This window comes from Burkholderia sp. ZZQ-2 (assembly GCF_050768715.1).
Classification (GTDB): domain Bacteria; phylum Pseudomonadota; class Gammaproteobacteria; order Burkholderiales; family Burkholderiaceae; genus Burkholderia; species Burkholderia cepacia.
On record NZ_LDVA01000242.1, the window covers coordinates 1 to 15393 of the forward strand.

Sequence of the window (15393 nt, forward strand, 5' to 3'; positions counted from 1 at the left end):
AGCAGCGCGCGGCGCATCGTGCGCGGCGGTGTCGCGGCCAGCACGTCGAGCGCGTCGTCGCCCAGGGTATCCGGGAAGCGCCGCCCCCACGCATGCGACGTGCGGATCTCGTCGTAGATCGTCTGCGCGATCCGGCGCGCGCCGGCCGCATCGGGCGGCTCGATCTCGTACACGTTCATCCGGTTGAGCAGCGGCTCCGGGATCGCTTGCGCATCGTTCGCGGTCGCGATCCAGATCACGTTGCCCGCATCGATCGGCACTTCCGCGAATTCGTCGATGAACGCGCGCGCGGTGTCGTGCTCGAGCAACGCGTACAGCGCGCCGAGCGGATCGTATTGCGCATCGCTGCCGGCCTTGTCGATCTCGTCGACCGCGATCACCGGGTTCGCGTAGCTGCCGTTCACGAGCGCATCGAACACCTTGCCGGGCTTCGCGTTCTTCCATTGCGACGACGCCCCCGACAGGATCCAGCCGGCCGTCAGCGAACTCATCGGCACGTAGTGGTACGCGGTGCCGAGCAGCTGCGCGAGCGCCTTCGCGAAATGCGTCTTGCCGATGCCCGGGGGCCCGAGCAGCAGGATCGGCATCAGTTCGAGCCGGTCGTCCGTTTCGAGGCACAGCGCGATCTGCTTGCGCACGTCGTCGAGCGGCTCGGCGAAATTGGGCAACGCCTCGCCGAGCGCGTCGAACGACGGCATCCGGTTCGGCTTCACGCAAAAGCGCAGATTGCCCGTCTTGAGCATCTTCTCGTAGGTGGCGCGCAGTGCGTCGCTCGCGCTCTCGTTCAGGTCGCTCAGCGCCGTCTCGACCTGCTCGAGGTCGTACACCGTGCTGAAGGACGCCACCGCCAGTTCCTGTTTCACCATCGCCGTCGTCATACCAACCTCGCTGCCGCTTGCTGTCACACGATCATCAGACCCTTACGATTTCAGTGTAGCGATCCCGCATCCCCGCGCAAGCAAGCAGCCACGCGCGTGTGCTGCTAACACCCGCGCGCGCTGCACGCCGGCGCACCGCGGCGTATGATCGTCGGTTCACCCACCCGCCGCGCCGGCCCGGCCGACGGCGCCCGCGCGGCGCGTCGGATCTCGCCCCGAAGGTATGCCGATGTCCGTCCCCACTGCTTTCCCGCGCGTCGATGCCGATGCGACCGGCGCCGTCGACGCGGCGCTCACGTCGCGCCGTGCGATCCGCGCGTTCCTGCCGACGCCCGTGCCGCGCGACACGCTCGAGGCGATCCTCGAAGCCGCGAGCCGCGCGCCGTCGGGCACCAACATCCAGCCGTGGCGCGTGTACGTCGCGACGGGCGCCACGCGCGACGCGCTCGCCGCCGCGCTCACCGCGGCCCACGACGATCCCGCGCGCGACGAGAAATACGTCGCCGAGTACGACTACTACCCGCGCGAGTGGGTGTCGCCGTATATCGACCGGCGCCGCAAGGTCGGCTGGGACCTGTACGGCCTGTTGAACATCGGCCGCGACGAGAAGGCGCGCATGCATGCGCAGCACGCGCGCAACTTCCGTTTCTTCGATGCGCCGGTCGCGCTGTTCTTCACACTCGACCGCGTGATGACCCACGGTGCATGGCTCGACTGCGGGATGTTCCTGCAAGGCGTGATGACGGCCGCGCGCGCACGCGGGCTCGATACCTGCCCGCAGGCCGCGTTCGTCCCGTTTCACCGGATCATCACCGAACACCTCGGCATTCCCGCCAACGAACAGTTGGTCTGCGGCATGTCGCTCGGCCATGCGGACCCCGACGCAATCGAGAACCGCCTCGTCACCGAGCGCGCGAGCGTCGCGGAGTTCGCGCGTTTTTTCGGTTGAAAACGCATGACGCGGCCCTACCTTTCGAACAGGACCGCATCGTGCGGCGAACCTGTCACGACGCGTCCTGTCACATCACGACCGAAATCGATCGGGCGTAAGATGTGCGTCCGTTCCCCGCTATCGCGCGTTCCCGGAGACGTTTCATGCTGAAACACGGCCTGGCCGTCCTGCTCGCGAGCATCGTGCTCGCCGCCCATGCGCAGAGCCCCGCGCCGGCCTCCGTCGCGTGGGAGATCCAGGTGGTACGCGACGGTCAGACCATCGACACGTTCCAGCAGCGCACCACCGTGGGTCAGACCCGCACCGACACCCATCGCTATCCGTCCGCCGTGCCGGTCGGCTGCGGCAATGCCGCGCGCGTCGTGCCGACCGAGCGCTCGCGCTCGGTGACGGTCGCGCCGCTCACCGTCGATGCCGGCGCGAACACCGTGTCGCTCGCGCTCGACGTGCAGGAAACGCTCGACGACGAAAACGCGACGCGCAGCGATCCGTGCGTACCCGCGTCGCCGCGGCAAATCGTCGCGAGCCACCCCGGCCTGACGGTCGGCGCCGACGCGTGGACCGACTGGACGCTCGTCGAGCAGCGTCCGCACCTCGTGTACCGCGTGCGCGCGCACGTCGCGAAGGATTGAGCGTCATGTCCGCCGACGCTCTCTCCCTGCCGTTCGCCGAACCGCACGCCGCGCCCGACGAAATCACCGCGGTGAGCTGGAACCTGCACAAGGGCCGCTCGCCGCTCGGCTTCACCGCGTGGAACGCGATGCGCAACTGGATGCAGTCGACGCACGCCGACGTGTATTTCCTGCAGGAAGCGATGGCGCGCCGCATGCCGCGCCCGATGCTCGCCCCCGGCTTCGGCGCGCCGATGGACGACGCGGTCGACGACGTGTGGCACTGCCAGGCCACCGAGATCGCGCAGGCGCTCGACTGGCAGATCGCGCTCGGGCCGAACGTGTTCAAGCCGTCGTGGCGGCACGGCAACGCGATCCTGTCGCCGCATCCGCTCGACCTCGGCGGCCGCTGGGACATCTCCGCGCACCGCTTCGAGCGGCGCGGGCTGCTGGTCGCGCGGGCGACGCTCGCGGGCGCGCGACCGGTCACGCTGCTGTGCGCGCACCTCGCGCTCACGCGCGCCGCGCGGCTGCGCCAGATGCACTGGATCGCGCACTGGATCGTGCGCAACGCGGGCGACGGCCCGCTGATGCTGGCTGGCGACTTCAACGACTGGCGCAACGATTCGGTCGCGCTGTTCGGCGAGATCGGGTTGTCCGAGGTCGCGACGCTGCTCGGCGAATCGGGCCGCACGTTCCCCGCGTTCTCGCCGGCGCTCGCACTCGACAAGATGTTCGTGCGCGGGCTGACGCCGCTCGAATGGCGCGCGCCGTCCGGCGAGGCCGCGTGGCTGTCGGACCACCTGCCGTACATCGCGCGCCTGCGCCTCGATCCGCAATAACGGCTAAACGGCTGCAAAACGCTCGCAACAACGACCGCGACCGCGAGTCGATCACGCCTCCGGTCGCCCCCGGCCAAAGCGCCGCCGCGCGGCGCGCGCTACATTAACGGCTTGCCCGTTCCTCCCGCGCCCGCCGTCGGGCCGCGCCGCCATGAACTACCTGCCGATCCTGCTGCAAATCGCCGCCGTCTATCTCGTCGCCGCGATCACCCCCGGCCCGAATTTCTTCATGATTTCGCAACTGTCGCTCGCGGGGCGGCGCAGCCTCGGCGCCGCGTCGGCGCTCGGCGTCGGCACCGCGTCGGTCGCCTGGGCCTCGCTCGCGATGCTCGGCCTCGCGGCCGTGCTGCACCAGGTCGAATGGCTGTACGAGGCGATCCGGATCGGCGGTGCCGTGTACCTCGTGTATTTCGGCTTCAAGCTGCTGCGCTCGGGCGTGCGCCGCGACGCGGCACCGGCCGCCGCGCCCGACGAACGCGCGCCGCTGGCCGCGCCGCACGCGCGCGACTACCTGCGCGCGTATCGCAGCGGCCTCTTCACGTGCCTGACGAACCCGAAATCGTGCGCGTTCTGGACCAGCGTGTTCGCCGCGATGCTGCCCGCGCACGTGCCGCTGTGGTTCAACGGCGCGGTGCTGGTGACGATCGGCGCGCTGTCGGCCGGCTGGTATTCGTGCGTCGCGTACCTGTTCGCGAGCCCGCGCGCGCAGCGCGGCTACCGGCGCGTGCGGCGCCCGCTCGACGCGCTGTGCGGCGTGGCACTCGTCGGCCTCGGCGCGAAACTCGCGGCCGAGCGCTGAAAACTGAAAGCAGATTGAAATAATTCGTTGCGCCAAATCCGCGCAGCCGCGGGGGTCAAGCCCGCGATCCGCGCCAACAGGGTAAAATAACGAGTTCCTCAATCGTCTGTCATCGAGAAGGCGCGTGTCCGACGCGCCGGCCGGCCGATCCTCGATCGGGCCGTCGCACTCGGTTTTTTGCCCGTTTTTGGGCCCGTTACTCGCGTTCGCTACGCGCGTCCGTTTTCAAAGCCATGAGCAAATACGACACCGCCACCGTCCAATCCGTCCATCACTGGACCGACACGCTGTTCAGCTTCACCTGCACCCGTGAGGCGAGCCTGCGCTTCAACAACGGCGAATTCACGATGGTCGGCCTCGAAGTCGACGGCAAGCCGCTCGCGCGCGCCTACTCGATCGTCAGCCCGAACTACGAAGAGCATCTCGAATTCTTCAGCATCAAGGTGCAGAACGGCCCGCTGACGTCGCGCCTGCAGCACCTGAAGGTGGGCGACACGGTGCTGATCGGCAAGAAGCCGACGGGCACGCTGGTTGCCGACAACCTGCTGCCGGGCAAGACGCTGTGGATGCTGTCGACGGGCACGGGCCTCGCGCCGTTCATGTCGATCATCCGCGACCCGGACATCTACGAACGCTTCGACAAGGTGATCCTGACGCACACGTGCCGCCTGAAGGGCGAGCTCGCGTACATGGACTACATCAAGCACGACCTGCCGGGCCACGAGTACCTCGGCGACATCATCAAGGAAAAGCTCGTCTACTACCCGACGGTCACGCGCGAAGCGTTCGACAACGAAGGCCGGATCACCGACCTGATCGCAACGGGCAAGCTGTTCACGGATCTCGACGTCCCGCCGTTCTCGCCGGAAAACGACCGCGTGATGCTGTGCGGCAGCACCGCGATGCTGAAGGACACGACCGACCTGCTGAAGCAGGCCGGCCTCGTCGAAGGCAAGAACAGCGCGCCGGGCCACTACGTGATCGAACGCGCATTCGTGGACTGATCGATCCCCAGATTTGCGCGCCATCAAGAACCGGAGCGAAAGCTCCGGTTTTTTTTCGTCCCTACTTGGCGAATTCGTAACAAATTGGGATCATTCCATCTCAAATAGTTACATTTGGATACGTCATCGTCCGGTGCTCGGGTGTCAGTGTTTTTCCTACAACACGTTCATTCCGATTATTCACATTTACCCTTAAATGTCCGCCCGACATGACCTTTTCGGAAATTTTGAGATATTATTCGCCGCGCGTGGTTGCCGTTCGGATGAGAGTGGAAGGGTCGGATGCAAGTGTTACAAGACGTAACTTTTGTTACCTCGGCAGGGGGCGATTCTCTGGCGGCGACCGTCTTCGAAACGGCAGCCGATCCACGCAGCCAGCCGGTGTCTGAACCGCTTTCTGACAGCAGGGAGAGTCATGGATACGTCGCTTAACGCGCCTTTGGGCGCCCACGCCCCGTTCCCGTCGCAACAGCTCGTGCCGGGCTGCGCCGCGACTCCGCCCATTACCGACGCCGCGCCGAAACGCGGCGCCTCCGCCGCGCGGATCGCAGCGCTGTCTGCCCAATTGCTCGCCGCCGACGAAGCCGCTCGCCGCCACCTGGCCGGCGAGTTGCATGACGGGCTCGGCGCCGAACTCACCGCCGCGCGTTTCGCGCTCGCAAACGTTCAAACGTGGCTGCCGGCCGACGCGCCGGACGGTTGCCTGCGCGCGCTGGAGCTGGCGCAGCAGGCGCTCGACGCCGCAACCGACGCGAATCGCCGGCTGATCGACGAGCGCGACACGCCGGCGCTCGACGCGGGCGTGGTCGGCGCGTTGTCGTCGTGGGTCGACACCCATGCGGCACGCACGGGCCTGCGCACCAGCTTCGTATGCGCGGCCGATGCGCGCCTGACGCAGGTCGCCGGTGCCGGCGCACTCGCGGTGTTCCGCGTCGCGCAGGAAGCGTTGTCGAACGTCGCGAAGCACGCCCGCGCGACGTCGGTCGACGTGCGGATCGTCACCGACGGCACGCATCTGTCACTGATTGTCTCCGACGATGGTACCGGTTTCGCCCGCAGCCGCCGCAGCGGCTACGGTCTCGCCGGCATGCGCGCCCGCTGCGAGGCGTTCGGCGGCAGCTTCGAGACGGCCGCGCCGGAAGCCGGCCACGGCACGCGCGTCACCGCGCGCTTCGCCTGGGATTCGCTGCTCGCGGTGCCCGTCACGGCCCGCCGCGCGTCGCTTTCGTGAGGTCGTCATGAGCCTGAACATCCTGCTCGTGGACGATCACGCGATCGTCCGGCAAGGGATCCGCCAGTTGCTGATCGACCGTGGCGTCGCGCGCGACGTCACCGAGGCCGAGAACGGCGGCGACGCCATGGCCGCCGTCGACAAACAGGAATTCGACGCGATCCTGCTCGACATCTCGCTGCCGGACACGAACGGCATCGAAGTGCTCAAGCGCCTCAAGCGCAAGCTGCCGCGCACGCCGGTGCTGATGTTCTCGATGTACCGCGAGGATCAGTACGCGGTACGCGCGCTGAAGGCCGGTGCCGCCGGCTACCTGTCGAAGACGGTCAACGCCGCGCAGATGATCGGCGCGATCCAGCAGGTCGCGGCCGGCCGCAAGTACGTGAGCCCCGCGATGGCCGAGGCGCTCGCCGAATACGTGTCGTTCGAGAACGAGCCGCTGCCGCACGAGAAGCTGTCCGACCGCGAATACCAGACGCTCTGCATGCTCGCGTCGGGCAAGCGGCTCACCGACATCGCGAACACGCTGTCGCTGTCCGTGAAGACGGTGAGCGTGTACCGGTCGCGGCTGCTCGAGAAGATGCGGCTGTCGAACAATGCGGAACTCACGTTCTACGTGATGAGCAACCAGCTCGTCGACATGGCGCCCACGGCCGGCGCCTGATTTCCCCGCCCGGCCCGACTCACCTGACCCGACCCGGCGACGCGGCGCATGCCGCGCCGCCGCCGAGTGCCGTCCGCCGCCCGTCCATTTGGCGCGCAAGCGCTTGTTTTATCGGACTATTTCGCGGCACACCGCTGCGCCGCAGCGAGTCTTGCGCGCCAAATCGGCTAAAATTGCGGGTTTTCACTCAGTCAGCGCTATCGCGCCCGCGCGCGCTGGCGATTCATCCGCAATGTCTCTCTTCCGCAAGAAAAACGTCGATCGCATGATCGCCGGCGCGCAAGCCGCCGGGCTCAAGAAAGCGCTCGGCGCGATCGACCTCACCTTCCTCGGCATCGGCGCGATCATCGGCACCGGCATCTTCGTGCTGACCGGTACCGGCGCCGTGCAGGCCGGCCCCGCGCTGATGCTGTCGTTCGTGATCGCCGCGATCGCATGCGGCCTCGCGGCGCTGTCGTACGCGGAATTCGCGTCGACGATCCCCGTCGCCGGCTCGATCTACACGTACTCGTACGCGACGCTCGGCGAACTCGTCGCGTGGATCATCGGCTGGGACCTGATGCTCGAATACGGCCTCGCGTCGTCGGCCGTGTCGGTCGGCTGGTCGGGCTACCTGCAGTCGCTGCTGCAGGGCTTCGGGCTGACGCTGCCCACCGTGCTGACGGCCGCGCCCGGCGCAGTGCCGGGTGTCGTCACGTGGTTCAACCTGCCCGCGTTCCTCGTGATGATCGTGATCACCACGCTGCTGTCGATCGGCATCCGCGAGTCGACCCGCATCAACAACATCATGGTGTTCATCAAGGTGTCGGTCGTGCTGCTCGTGATCGCGGTCGGCGTGTTCCATGTGACGCCCGCCAACTGGAAGCCGTTCATGCCGCACGGCTGGAACGGCGTGTTCGGCGCCGCGGCCGTGATGTTCTTCGCGTTCATCGGCTTCGACGCGGTGTCGTCGGCGGCCGAGGAAGTGAAGAATCCGAAACGCGATTTGCCGATCGGCATCATCGCGTCGCTCGCGGTGTGCGCGGTGCTGTACGTGACGGTCGCAGCGGTCGCGACCGGCATCGTGCCGTCGGCCCGGTACGCGAACATCTCGCACCCGATCTCGTACGCACTGCAGGTCGCCGGCGAGACGTGGGTGGCGGGCTTCATCGATCTCGGCGCCGTGCTCGGCATGCTGACCGTGATCCTCGTGATGAGCTACGGCCAGACGCGCGTGATCTTCGCGATGTCGCGCGACGGGCTGCTGCCGGCGACGCTGTCGCGCGTGCACCCGCGCTACGCGACGCCGTTCCTGACGACCTGGCTCGTCGGCCTGTTCTTCGGGCTGATCGCCGCGCTCGTGCCGCTCAACGTGCTCGCCGAGCTGATCAACATCGGCACGCTCGCGGCGTTCTCGATGGTGTCGATCGCGGTGCTCGTGCTGCGCCGCACGCACCCCGACCTGCCGCGCGCGTTCCGCTGCCCGGGCGTGCCGGTCGTGCCGATCCTCGCGGTCGCATCGTGCCTGTTTCTAATGCTGAACCTGCAGCCCGTCACGTGGGCCGCGTTCGGCATCTGGCTCGTGATCGGCCTCGTGATCTACTTCCTGTACTCGCGTCACCACTCGAAGCTCGCGCACGGTCGCCACGACGCGCACTGAGCGCCGCCGTGCCGCACGCGGCACGGTGCGCACCCGCGGGGCCGCCATCCGGCCCCGCCCCCTCCTCTCCGCTCCCTCGCCCGTCTCGCCGCCGCGTTGCGTTTCCCGCAACGATTCGCACGGCAGTTCCCGTTTTCATCGGCTGTTTTTCGAATACCGGTATATTCGATTCCGATCGACAAATTAATCGATGAAAAATGTAATTCAATTGAATTGAATATGAATAGAAGAAAATAATCTCGCGAACGACATTGAACTCTTTCATCCGCCAAACTAGTATTCAGGTCGGCCGGCCGCACACACCCGCCCAGCCTGCGTCAGACGGGGAATTCGCCGCAGCATGAGCGCAACGCGATGCAATCGGCTTCATCGAATCGCATTTCCATCAAACAGAAATTCATTGCGTGTTCACGAACGAATTTTCAGCATCTTTTTAATTAAAAACATTTAAAACCGGATAATCCGGTCGCTGGTATTGAATTGCCTCCGAGCGGAGGCATGTCGCTGCACCTGTCCGAAGTTCAACAAGAACCAGAGAGGTCTGTCATGAGCAATACATTGGTCAACGTCACGGCGAAGGTCGAAATCAGCGCGACCAACCAGACGATTGCGGGGCTCAGGGATTATCAAAGCAAGAACTGGGCGATCGGGCTGAACGGGGATACGCTCGCGCCGGATGGTTTCCTCACGTTCTTCACGGAACGCAACCTGCCGTTCAGCTACTACGTCCGCGCGCGTGGCGTCTCGGTCGGCGAGCCGAGCGCATACCAGGCGAACATCGAGACGCTGACGCAGCACATCGCCGCGATTCGCGCGTCGGAGACGAACCAGGTCCAGGCGACGATCCGCGAGCTCGAGCTGTACAAGTCGCGGAACTGGGCGATCGGCCTGAACGGCACGACGCTGCAGCCGGACAATTTCCTGCCGTTCTTCGGCACCCGCTCCGTGCCGTTCGAGTATTACGTGCGCAGCGGCGGCGTCGAGCTCGGCTCGCCGAGCGCGTATGACAACAACATCCGCAACCTGACGCAGTACCTGGGCTCGCTCTGACGCATCGCCCCGCCGGGCGGATGTGTCCGCCCGGCAACCTGCCGACGGCCCGGCACGGGCCGTCCCGCTCGCCTTCCCCGCCGCTGCGCGCCTCCCCCGCCCCGTTTTGCGCCTTCCCCCGTCCCTGCACGCTTGTCGCGGCCGGTTCATAATCGCGCCATCGAACGGCGGCCCGCATCGACGGGTGCGCCCGGCAACAGGAAGAAGATGATGGAAAGCGTCGATCTCGATGTATTGAAATCCAGCGCGCGCTGGCTCGAAGAAGGGCGCCGCGTGCTGCTCGTGACGGTCGTGAAGACCTGGGGCTCGTCGCCCCGCCCCGAAGGCGCGATGCTCGCGGTCCGCGAGGACGGGCTCGTGGTCGGTTCCGTGTCCGGCGGGTGTATCGAGGACGACCTGATCGCCCGCGTGCATGCGAGCGGCATCGCGGCCGACGCGCGCCCGGAAGCGCTCAAGTACGGCGTGACGGCCGAGGAAGCACATCGCTTCGGGCTGCCTTGCGGCGGCACGATCCAGCTCGTGCTCGAGCCGCTCACGCGCGACAGCGGGATAACCGCGCTGTGCGCGGAAGTCGAGGCCGGGCGCCTCGTCACGCGCACGATGACGCTCGCGACGGGCCGCGCATCGCTGTCACCCGCGCAGGCCGCCGACGGGCTCGCGTTCGACGGCGAGCGGCTCGTGACGATCCACGGGCCGCGCTACCGGATGCTCGTGATCGGCGCCGGCCAATTGTCGCGCTATCTGTGCCAGATCGCGGTCGGGCTCGACTACCAGGTGACGGTATGCGATCCGCGCGAGGAATACACCGATGCGTGGGACGTGCCGGGCACGCGCGTCGTGCACACGATGCCCGACGATACGGTGCTCGAGATGAACCTCGATGCGCGTTCGGCCGTGATTGCACTGACGCACGATCCGAAGCTCGACGATCTCGCGCTGATGGAGGCGCTGAAGACGCCCGCGTTCTACGTGGGCGCGCTCGGCTCGCGGCGCAACAACGCGGCACGGCGCGAGCGGCTGCGCGAATTCGACCTGAGCGAAGCGGAACTGGCCCGGCTGCACGGGCCGGCCGGCATCTACATCGGCAGCCGGACGCCGCCGGAAATCGCGATCTCGATCCTCGCCGAGATCACCGCCGCGAAGAACCACGTGTCGCTGCCGACAATCCTGCAGGTCGAAGGCGCGAAGGCCGCGCGGGAGATCGCGGCGAACAGCGGCGCGGCGTGCGGCCTCTGATCGGCGGGCGGTCGCGCGGGATATGCGGCCGCGACGGGCTAAGCCGACGAAGCCGACGAAACTGACGACAGCGCACGCGCCGGCGCCCGGCCGGCGCGCCCGCCGGTCAGGTCAGGCCGGCGGCAAGCGCCGCGGCGACCGAACCGACCACCAGCACGACGCCGACCGTGCGGCGCTTGTTCAGCTCGGTCCACAGCAGCACGCCGGTCAGCGACAGCAGGATCAGCGAGCCCGCGATCGTGTCCATCAGCAGCACCCAGCCGAGATTCATCCCGACGCCGCGATGCAGGTTGTTCAGCGTCGTCAGGAACGTGTTGCCCGTGCGCTTCACCGAAACGTAGCCGTTGCCAACCCAGTATTCGGCCTGCAGGTTCTGGTGCGGGCCGAACAGGCCGAACTGCCAGTGCTCCGGCTGCATCACGCGCTTGTCGCCCCACGCAACGGGCTGCGCGGCCTCCTTGCGCATGCGCCCCGGCTTGCCGTCGAAATTCAGCTCGTGCTGCAACCACTTCGTCATCGCGGCGGGCGTCTTCGGCACCGGATCCGGCAGCGCGATCTGCATCTCCTCGACCTGCGGCTCGCCCGTCGAAATCTTCAGCGGCGGCGCGCGGTGGTTGAGCAGCACGCCCGTCACACCGAACAGCAGCCCGAGCACCGCGCCCCACAGCCCGACCCAGCCGTGCACCTTGCGCAGCCACTTGATGAAGGTCGCGCGGCGCGAACGCTGGCGGCGCGCGGCCAGTTCGTCGTCGCTCAGCGGGCGGGCCGCCGGGTGCAGCACGGTGACGCCCGCGCGGGCAGTACCCGTCTTGGGCGGATTGATCGTTTCGGGCGCGTTCACGCGAGAGGTTCCATTCGTTCAAAACAACGGGCGGCGCGCAAAACGTGCGCGCCGCCCGGGCAGCATGAAAATGAGAATGGATATCATTACACAAACAAACCGGCGGCTCAATCCATCCGGGGGCGTCGCGGCACGCCCGGCAAGAGCAAGAAGGCGGGAAAAGCGCGCGCGTTGCGCCACGATGCCGGCTGATAACCGGAAAATGCCGCCCGAATGACCTTGCAAGACCAGGACAGCATTTCGTAAGAAGTCGCGCGATGCCGGGCGATTCAGCGCAGCGGCGGCAGCGGAAAGCGCGGTGTGGTGTCGTCCGGCGCGGGCTCGGTGCGGTCGAGCGCGTACAGCCACGCGAGCAGATCCGCGACCGCCTGGTAGAGCTGCGGCGGAATCCGGTCGTCGAGGTCGACCTGCATCAGCAGCGACACCATCTCCGGTGCCGTATGCACGTACAAGCCCGCATCGTGCGCACGCGCGACGATCATCTCGGCGAGCACGCCGTAGCCCTTCGCGACCACGCGCGGCGCCGCATCGCCGCCCTTCGGATCGTAGACGAGCGCGGCCGCGCGCTTGCGGGACGTCATGCTCATGGCAGCGCCTCGTCGTCGGTATCCGGCGCCTGCGTCGCCGGGCCGCCGGCCGAGCCGCGCGCATACGCGGCGGCGGCCGCCTGGGCTGCAAACAGGTCGAAGCCGTCCGGGCCGTCGTCGACCGCGCGGATCGACAATCCACCCACCCGCAGCCCCGACACCTCGAGCCGCTGCCGCAGCGCGGCCTCGTGCCGCGTGAGGCGGTCGGCGCCCGTCTGGTTCGCACGCAATCGCGCGACCAGTTGCGTGCCGTTCAGCACCAGTTCCGCGTCGACCGTGCCGAGCGATGGCAACGTCAGCGTCAGGCGCGTGCGCCATGCGATGCCGTCGCCCGGGCCGTCGTCGCCGCGCGGCGCGCGGCTGCCCGGATCGTCCGGCTCGATCGTCCAGTCGAGCCGCGCGCCGGGCCACGCCTCGCCCGTCCAGCGGAACTGGTCGGTCGCGAGCGCGTCGAGCTGCTGCCTGACGAGCGGCACGGCGGCCGGATGCACGGGCGCCAGCGTCTGCGCCTGGGAGTCGGACGACGCGGTGGCCAGTTGCGCGGGCGTCCCGCGCACATCAGGGCGTTCGCCGAGCAGATCGAACGTATCGGGCGGCAGCGATGCGCCGTGCCGCGCGCCCGCCGGCAAGCCTTGCGCAGGATCGCGTGTCGGTGCGCCACCTTGGGCCGGTGTACCCGGCTGCGCCGTCGCCCGCGCGGTCGCGGGCAGAGGCGGCCGCTGCGCGAGCAGTTCGTCGAGCACGTCGGTCGAGTCGTGCTGCGCGGCATCCGGGTCGACCGGCGCGAGCGCGGCCGCAAGGCGCGCCTGCGGCTCGCGCATCAACGCCGCGAGCGGGCGCTGGCCGGCCAGCCACTGCGCCAGATGGGATTCGTAGAAAAGGCCGCTTTCGCTCACGGCCTGCGCGAGCGCTGCGCGCAGCGCCGCGACCGGCAGGGCCGCGGCCGCTTCGTGTGCCGCCGCAGCAGCGGAAGATGCCGCGGCGGAGGCCGGTGTGGAAGACGCAGCCGGATCGGAGGCGGCCGGCGCGCGGGCCGGCAAGGCCGTATCGGTCAGCAGCACGGTGGGATCGGCCAGCAACGGCACGCGCCCGGCAATGGCCGGCGTCGAGTCGCCACCGGCCCGCGAGATCGCGTCGAGCACGCGCCCGACATCGGACAGTGCGGTCTGGGTAGAGGCCGGCGGCGCGGTAGGCGGACTGCCGGCCGAGGGCGTGGACGCCGTGCCGGTGCCCGGCGTGCCGACCTGCGAGGTCGCGCCGCCGCCGGCGGGCGCCGATACGGTGCCGGTCAGCAGGCTGTCGAGGCGGCTCGCCAGCAGCGCGGCCGCAACGGAGTCGATACCGGTCATGATCGGAGCCTGCTCACCTCAGCCACATCGTTGCGAATCCGGGAACGGCACGCCGGTGCCGCTCGCGGGAACTGCGCGCCTCCCGCAACGGGCTCGTGCGCCCCGCGCCCGCCCCTCCGCCTCCCGGCTTCCCGGGAAACGGGCCCTACCCGCGCGCGCGGTAGAGATCGGTCAATACCTTGGTCGAGCGCCGCGCCTCGAACAGCGCGGACAGCCGCGCGACGTCCGGGCTCGCGAGGTCGCGGATCGCGGCGTCGTCGGCCAGGATGCGGCGGATCAGGTCGAGCTTGCGGCCGAGATCCGATTCGTCGAGCACGACGCCCGGATCGGCTTCCTTCAGCCCGTCGACGAGTGCCGTGAATTCGGCCTGCAACCCCGGCAACGCGCTCCAGTCGGCGCTGCGGGCGGCGCCCAGCATCCGGCCCGACACGGCGGCGAGCGCCTCGTAACGTGCGAAGTATTCGGCCTTGCGATTCATCTCGATGCTTCCACTGCCTGTTGCGCGGCCATCCGCGCGACTTCCGGGGCGATCCCCGTCCATGCTTCCTCGAGCGTCGCGAGCAGCCCGTCGACCTCGACCAGCATCGCGTCGCTCGCCTGCGCGTTCGCTTCCAGCAGACGCCGGCCGATATACGCATACAGCGCGTCCAGCCGCTCCGCGATCTCGCCGCCCGCGTCGCGGTTCAGCGACGCCTTCAGCCCGCTCTCGACGATCCGGATCGCCTTGCCGATCGCATCGCCGCGCGCGGACACATTGCCCTGCTGCAAATGCATGCGCGCCAGCGCAACCGCCTGCCGCGCGCCCTGGTACAGCATCGCGATCAAACGGTGCGGGGAGGCGCCCATCACCCCGGTCTCGACGCCGACACGCGCGTATGCACTGGCTCCAGCGTGTCCTGGGGAAAACATGCGCTTCTCCTTGTTATGCCTTGGCTATACGGGAACCGCCGCCGTGCATCGCACGACGCGGCCTTCACCGGAGTTATCGGAAGGGATTTGAAAAGCTTTAGGCAAGCGCGGCCTGCCGCCGGGGCGCCGAAGGCGCCGGCCCGGAGGCCTTCCCTGAACGACTTTCGCCGGATGGCCGCCCACGGGTGCCCGTCGCCGGGTACCCGTCCCCGGGTGCCGCGCGCATCACACCGACATCTGCATGATGTCGTTGTAAGCGCTCACCAGCTTGTTGCGGACCTGGAGCCCGAACTGGAAGCCGATGTTGGCTTTCTGCATGTCGACCATCACGTCGTTCAGCGAGACGTTCGGCGCACCGACCTCGAACGCCTGCGCCTCGCCGAGCGCGTGCTGCTGGTCGCCGCTGATCTTGTCGAGCGACGCCTTCATCGCGCTCGCGAACGTGCCGGCCGTCGCCGCGCCCGAACCGGCCAGCGCTGCCGTCGGGCTCGCGACGCCGCCGGACGCCTGCGCGGCCATCGACTGCATCTGTTGCAACACCGAACCGATTCCGCTGACGTTCGCAGTCATGCTGTCCCCAAAACCGAGAGAAGAGACCCGGCGCACCGGGTGTTTCCGCCGGCGCCGCACCACGCGCACCATGCCGGATCGCGAAAAAGGATAGCAGCGCGCCGCGCGTCAAAGCCGAGAAAGTACGGGGGAAACCCCGCTCTTTTCAGTCGATCGGAACAGGGCCCGGGTCACGATAATCGCATCGTGTCATTGTCCGCCCGCTCGCCCGAGCGAGCTCAGTCGTCCCGC

17 protein-coding genes are annotated in these 15393 nt (G+C 68.1%); 10 read left to right on the forward strand and 7 right to left on the reverse strand.

The genetic code is table 11. The features are described from left to right. Window positions 1–878 (reverse strand): AAA family ATPase (locus ABY44_RS16195; RefSeq protein WP_431641401.1); only part of this gene is annotated, 878 nt, incomplete at its 3' end. Window positions 879–1107: 229 nt separating this feature from the next. Between ABY44_RS16195 and ABY44_RS16200 the strand changes: the two genes are divergently transcribed. The 10 genes from ABY44_RS16200 (at window position 1108) to ABY44_RS16245 (ending at window position 10906) form a co-directional block, all read left to right on the forward strand. Then, window positions 1108–1827, forward strand: a complete 720-nt coding sequence (locus ABY44_RS16200) for a nitroreductase (protein WP_027788899.1) — start codon at window positions 1108–1110, stop codon at window positions 1825–1827. A gap of 146 nt (window positions 1828–1973) precedes the next feature. Beyond that, the gene (locus tag ABY44_RS16205) at window positions 1974–2462 is read left to right on the forward strand and encodes a hypothetical protein (RefSeq protein WP_027788898.1); all 489 of its coding nucleotides are present in this window, start codon (window positions 1974–1976) and stop codon (window positions 2460–2462) included. Window positions 2463–2467: 5 nt separating this feature from the next. Continuing rightward, window positions 2468–3283, forward strand: a complete 816-nt coding sequence (locus ABY44_RS16210; RefSeq protein ID WP_021163082.1) for an endonuclease/exonuclease/phosphatase family protein — start codon at window positions 2468–2470, stop codon at window positions 3281–3283. A 151-nt stretch (window positions 3284–3434) separates the two neighbouring features. Continuing rightward, window positions 3435–4082 carry a LysE family translocator gene (locus ABY44_RS16215; protein ID WP_060174240.1) on the forward strand — a complete coding sequence of 216 codons (648 nt, stop codon included), beginning with the start codon at window positions 3435–3437 and terminating at the stop codon, window positions 4080–4082. Between the two features lie 233 nt (window positions 4083–4315). Continuing rightward, complete coding sequence (locus ABY44_RS16220) at window positions 4316–5086, forward strand: ferredoxin--NADP reductase (RefSeq protein ID WP_027788896.1); 771 nt, start codon at window positions 4316–4318, stop codon at window positions 5084–5086. Window positions 5087–5501: 415 nt separating this feature from the next. After that, window positions 5502–6317, forward strand: a complete 816-nt coding sequence (gene rqpS / locus ABY44_RS16225) for a quorum system sensor histidine kinase RqpS (RefSeq protein WP_060174241.1) — start codon at window positions 5502–5504, stop codon at window positions 6315–6317. A gap of 7 nt (window positions 6318–6324) precedes the next feature. Next, complete coding sequence (gene rqpR / locus ABY44_RS16230; RefSeq protein WP_021157028.1) at window positions 6325–6981, forward strand: response regulator transcription factor RqpR; 657 nt, start codon at window positions 6325–6327, stop codon at window positions 6979–6981. Between the two features lie 232 nt (window positions 6982–7213). Beyond that, on the forward strand, window positions 7214–8620 hold the full coding sequence (locus tag ABY44_RS16235; protein ID WP_027788894.1) for an amino acid permease: 1407 nt from the start codon (window positions 7214–7216) through the stop codon (window positions 8618–8620). A gap of 546 nt (window positions 8621–9166) precedes the next feature. Continuing rightward, the gene (locus ABY44_RS16240; protein ID WP_027788893.1) at window positions 9167–9670 is read left to right on the forward strand and encodes a hypothetical protein; all 504 of its coding nucleotides are present in this window, start codon (window positions 9167–9169) and stop codon (window positions 9668–9670) included. Between the two features lie 210 nt (window positions 9671–9880). After that, window positions 9881–10906, forward strand: a complete 1026-nt coding sequence (locus ABY44_RS16245; RefSeq protein WP_027788892.1) for an XdhC family protein — start codon at window positions 9881–9883, stop codon at window positions 10904–10906. A gap of 106 nt (window positions 10907–11012) precedes the next feature. On the opposite strand, the gene ABY44_RS16250 is transcribed toward ABY44_RS16245, so the two are convergent. From ABY44_RS16250 to fliE, 6 genes are all read right to left on the reverse strand, one after another. Next, window positions 11013–11747: a PepSY-associated TM helix domain-containing protein gene (locus tag ABY44_RS16250; protein WP_059688321.1), complete on the reverse strand. Its 735-nt coding sequence runs from the start codon at window positions 11745–11747 to the stop codon at window positions 11013–11015. A 269-nt stretch (window positions 11748–12016) separates the two neighbouring features. After that, window positions 12017–12334 (reverse strand): EscU/YscU/HrcU family type III secretion system export apparatus switch protein, encoded by a 318-nt coding sequence (locus ABY44_RS16255; protein ID WP_021157023.1) that lies wholly within the window; start codon window positions 12332–12334, stop codon window positions 12017–12019. Next, window positions 12331–13683, reverse strand: coding sequence for a flagellar hook-length control protein FliK (locus tag ABY44_RS16260; protein WP_060174242.1), 1353 nt, complete (start codon window positions 13681–13683; stop codon window positions 12331–12333). The genes ABY44_RS16255 and ABY44_RS16260 overlap by 4 nt, the downstream gene beginning before the upstream one ends. A 145-nt stretch (window positions 13684–13828) precedes the next feature. Continuing rightward, window positions 13829–14161 carry a flagellar protein FliT gene (locus tag ABY44_RS16265; protein ID WP_059523069.1) on the reverse strand — a complete coding sequence of 111 codons (333 nt, stop codon included), beginning with the start codon at window positions 14159–14161 and terminating at the stop codon, window positions 13829–13831. After that, window positions 14158–14592, reverse strand: coding sequence for a flagellar export chaperone FliS (fliS, locus tag ABY44_RS16270; protein ID WP_021164034.1), 435 nt, complete (start codon window positions 14590–14592; stop codon window positions 14158–14160). The genes ABY44_RS16265 and fliS overlap by 4 nt, the downstream gene beginning before the upstream one ends. A gap of 225 nt (window positions 14593–14817) precedes the next feature. Further along, window positions 14818–15162 carry a flagellar hook-basal body complex protein FliE gene (fliE, locus tag ABY44_RS16275; RefSeq protein ID WP_021164033.1) on the reverse strand — a complete coding sequence of 115 codons (345 nt, stop codon included), beginning with the start codon at window positions 15160–15162 and terminating at the stop codon, window positions 14818–14820. Window positions 15163–15393: the final 231 nt, after the last annotated feature.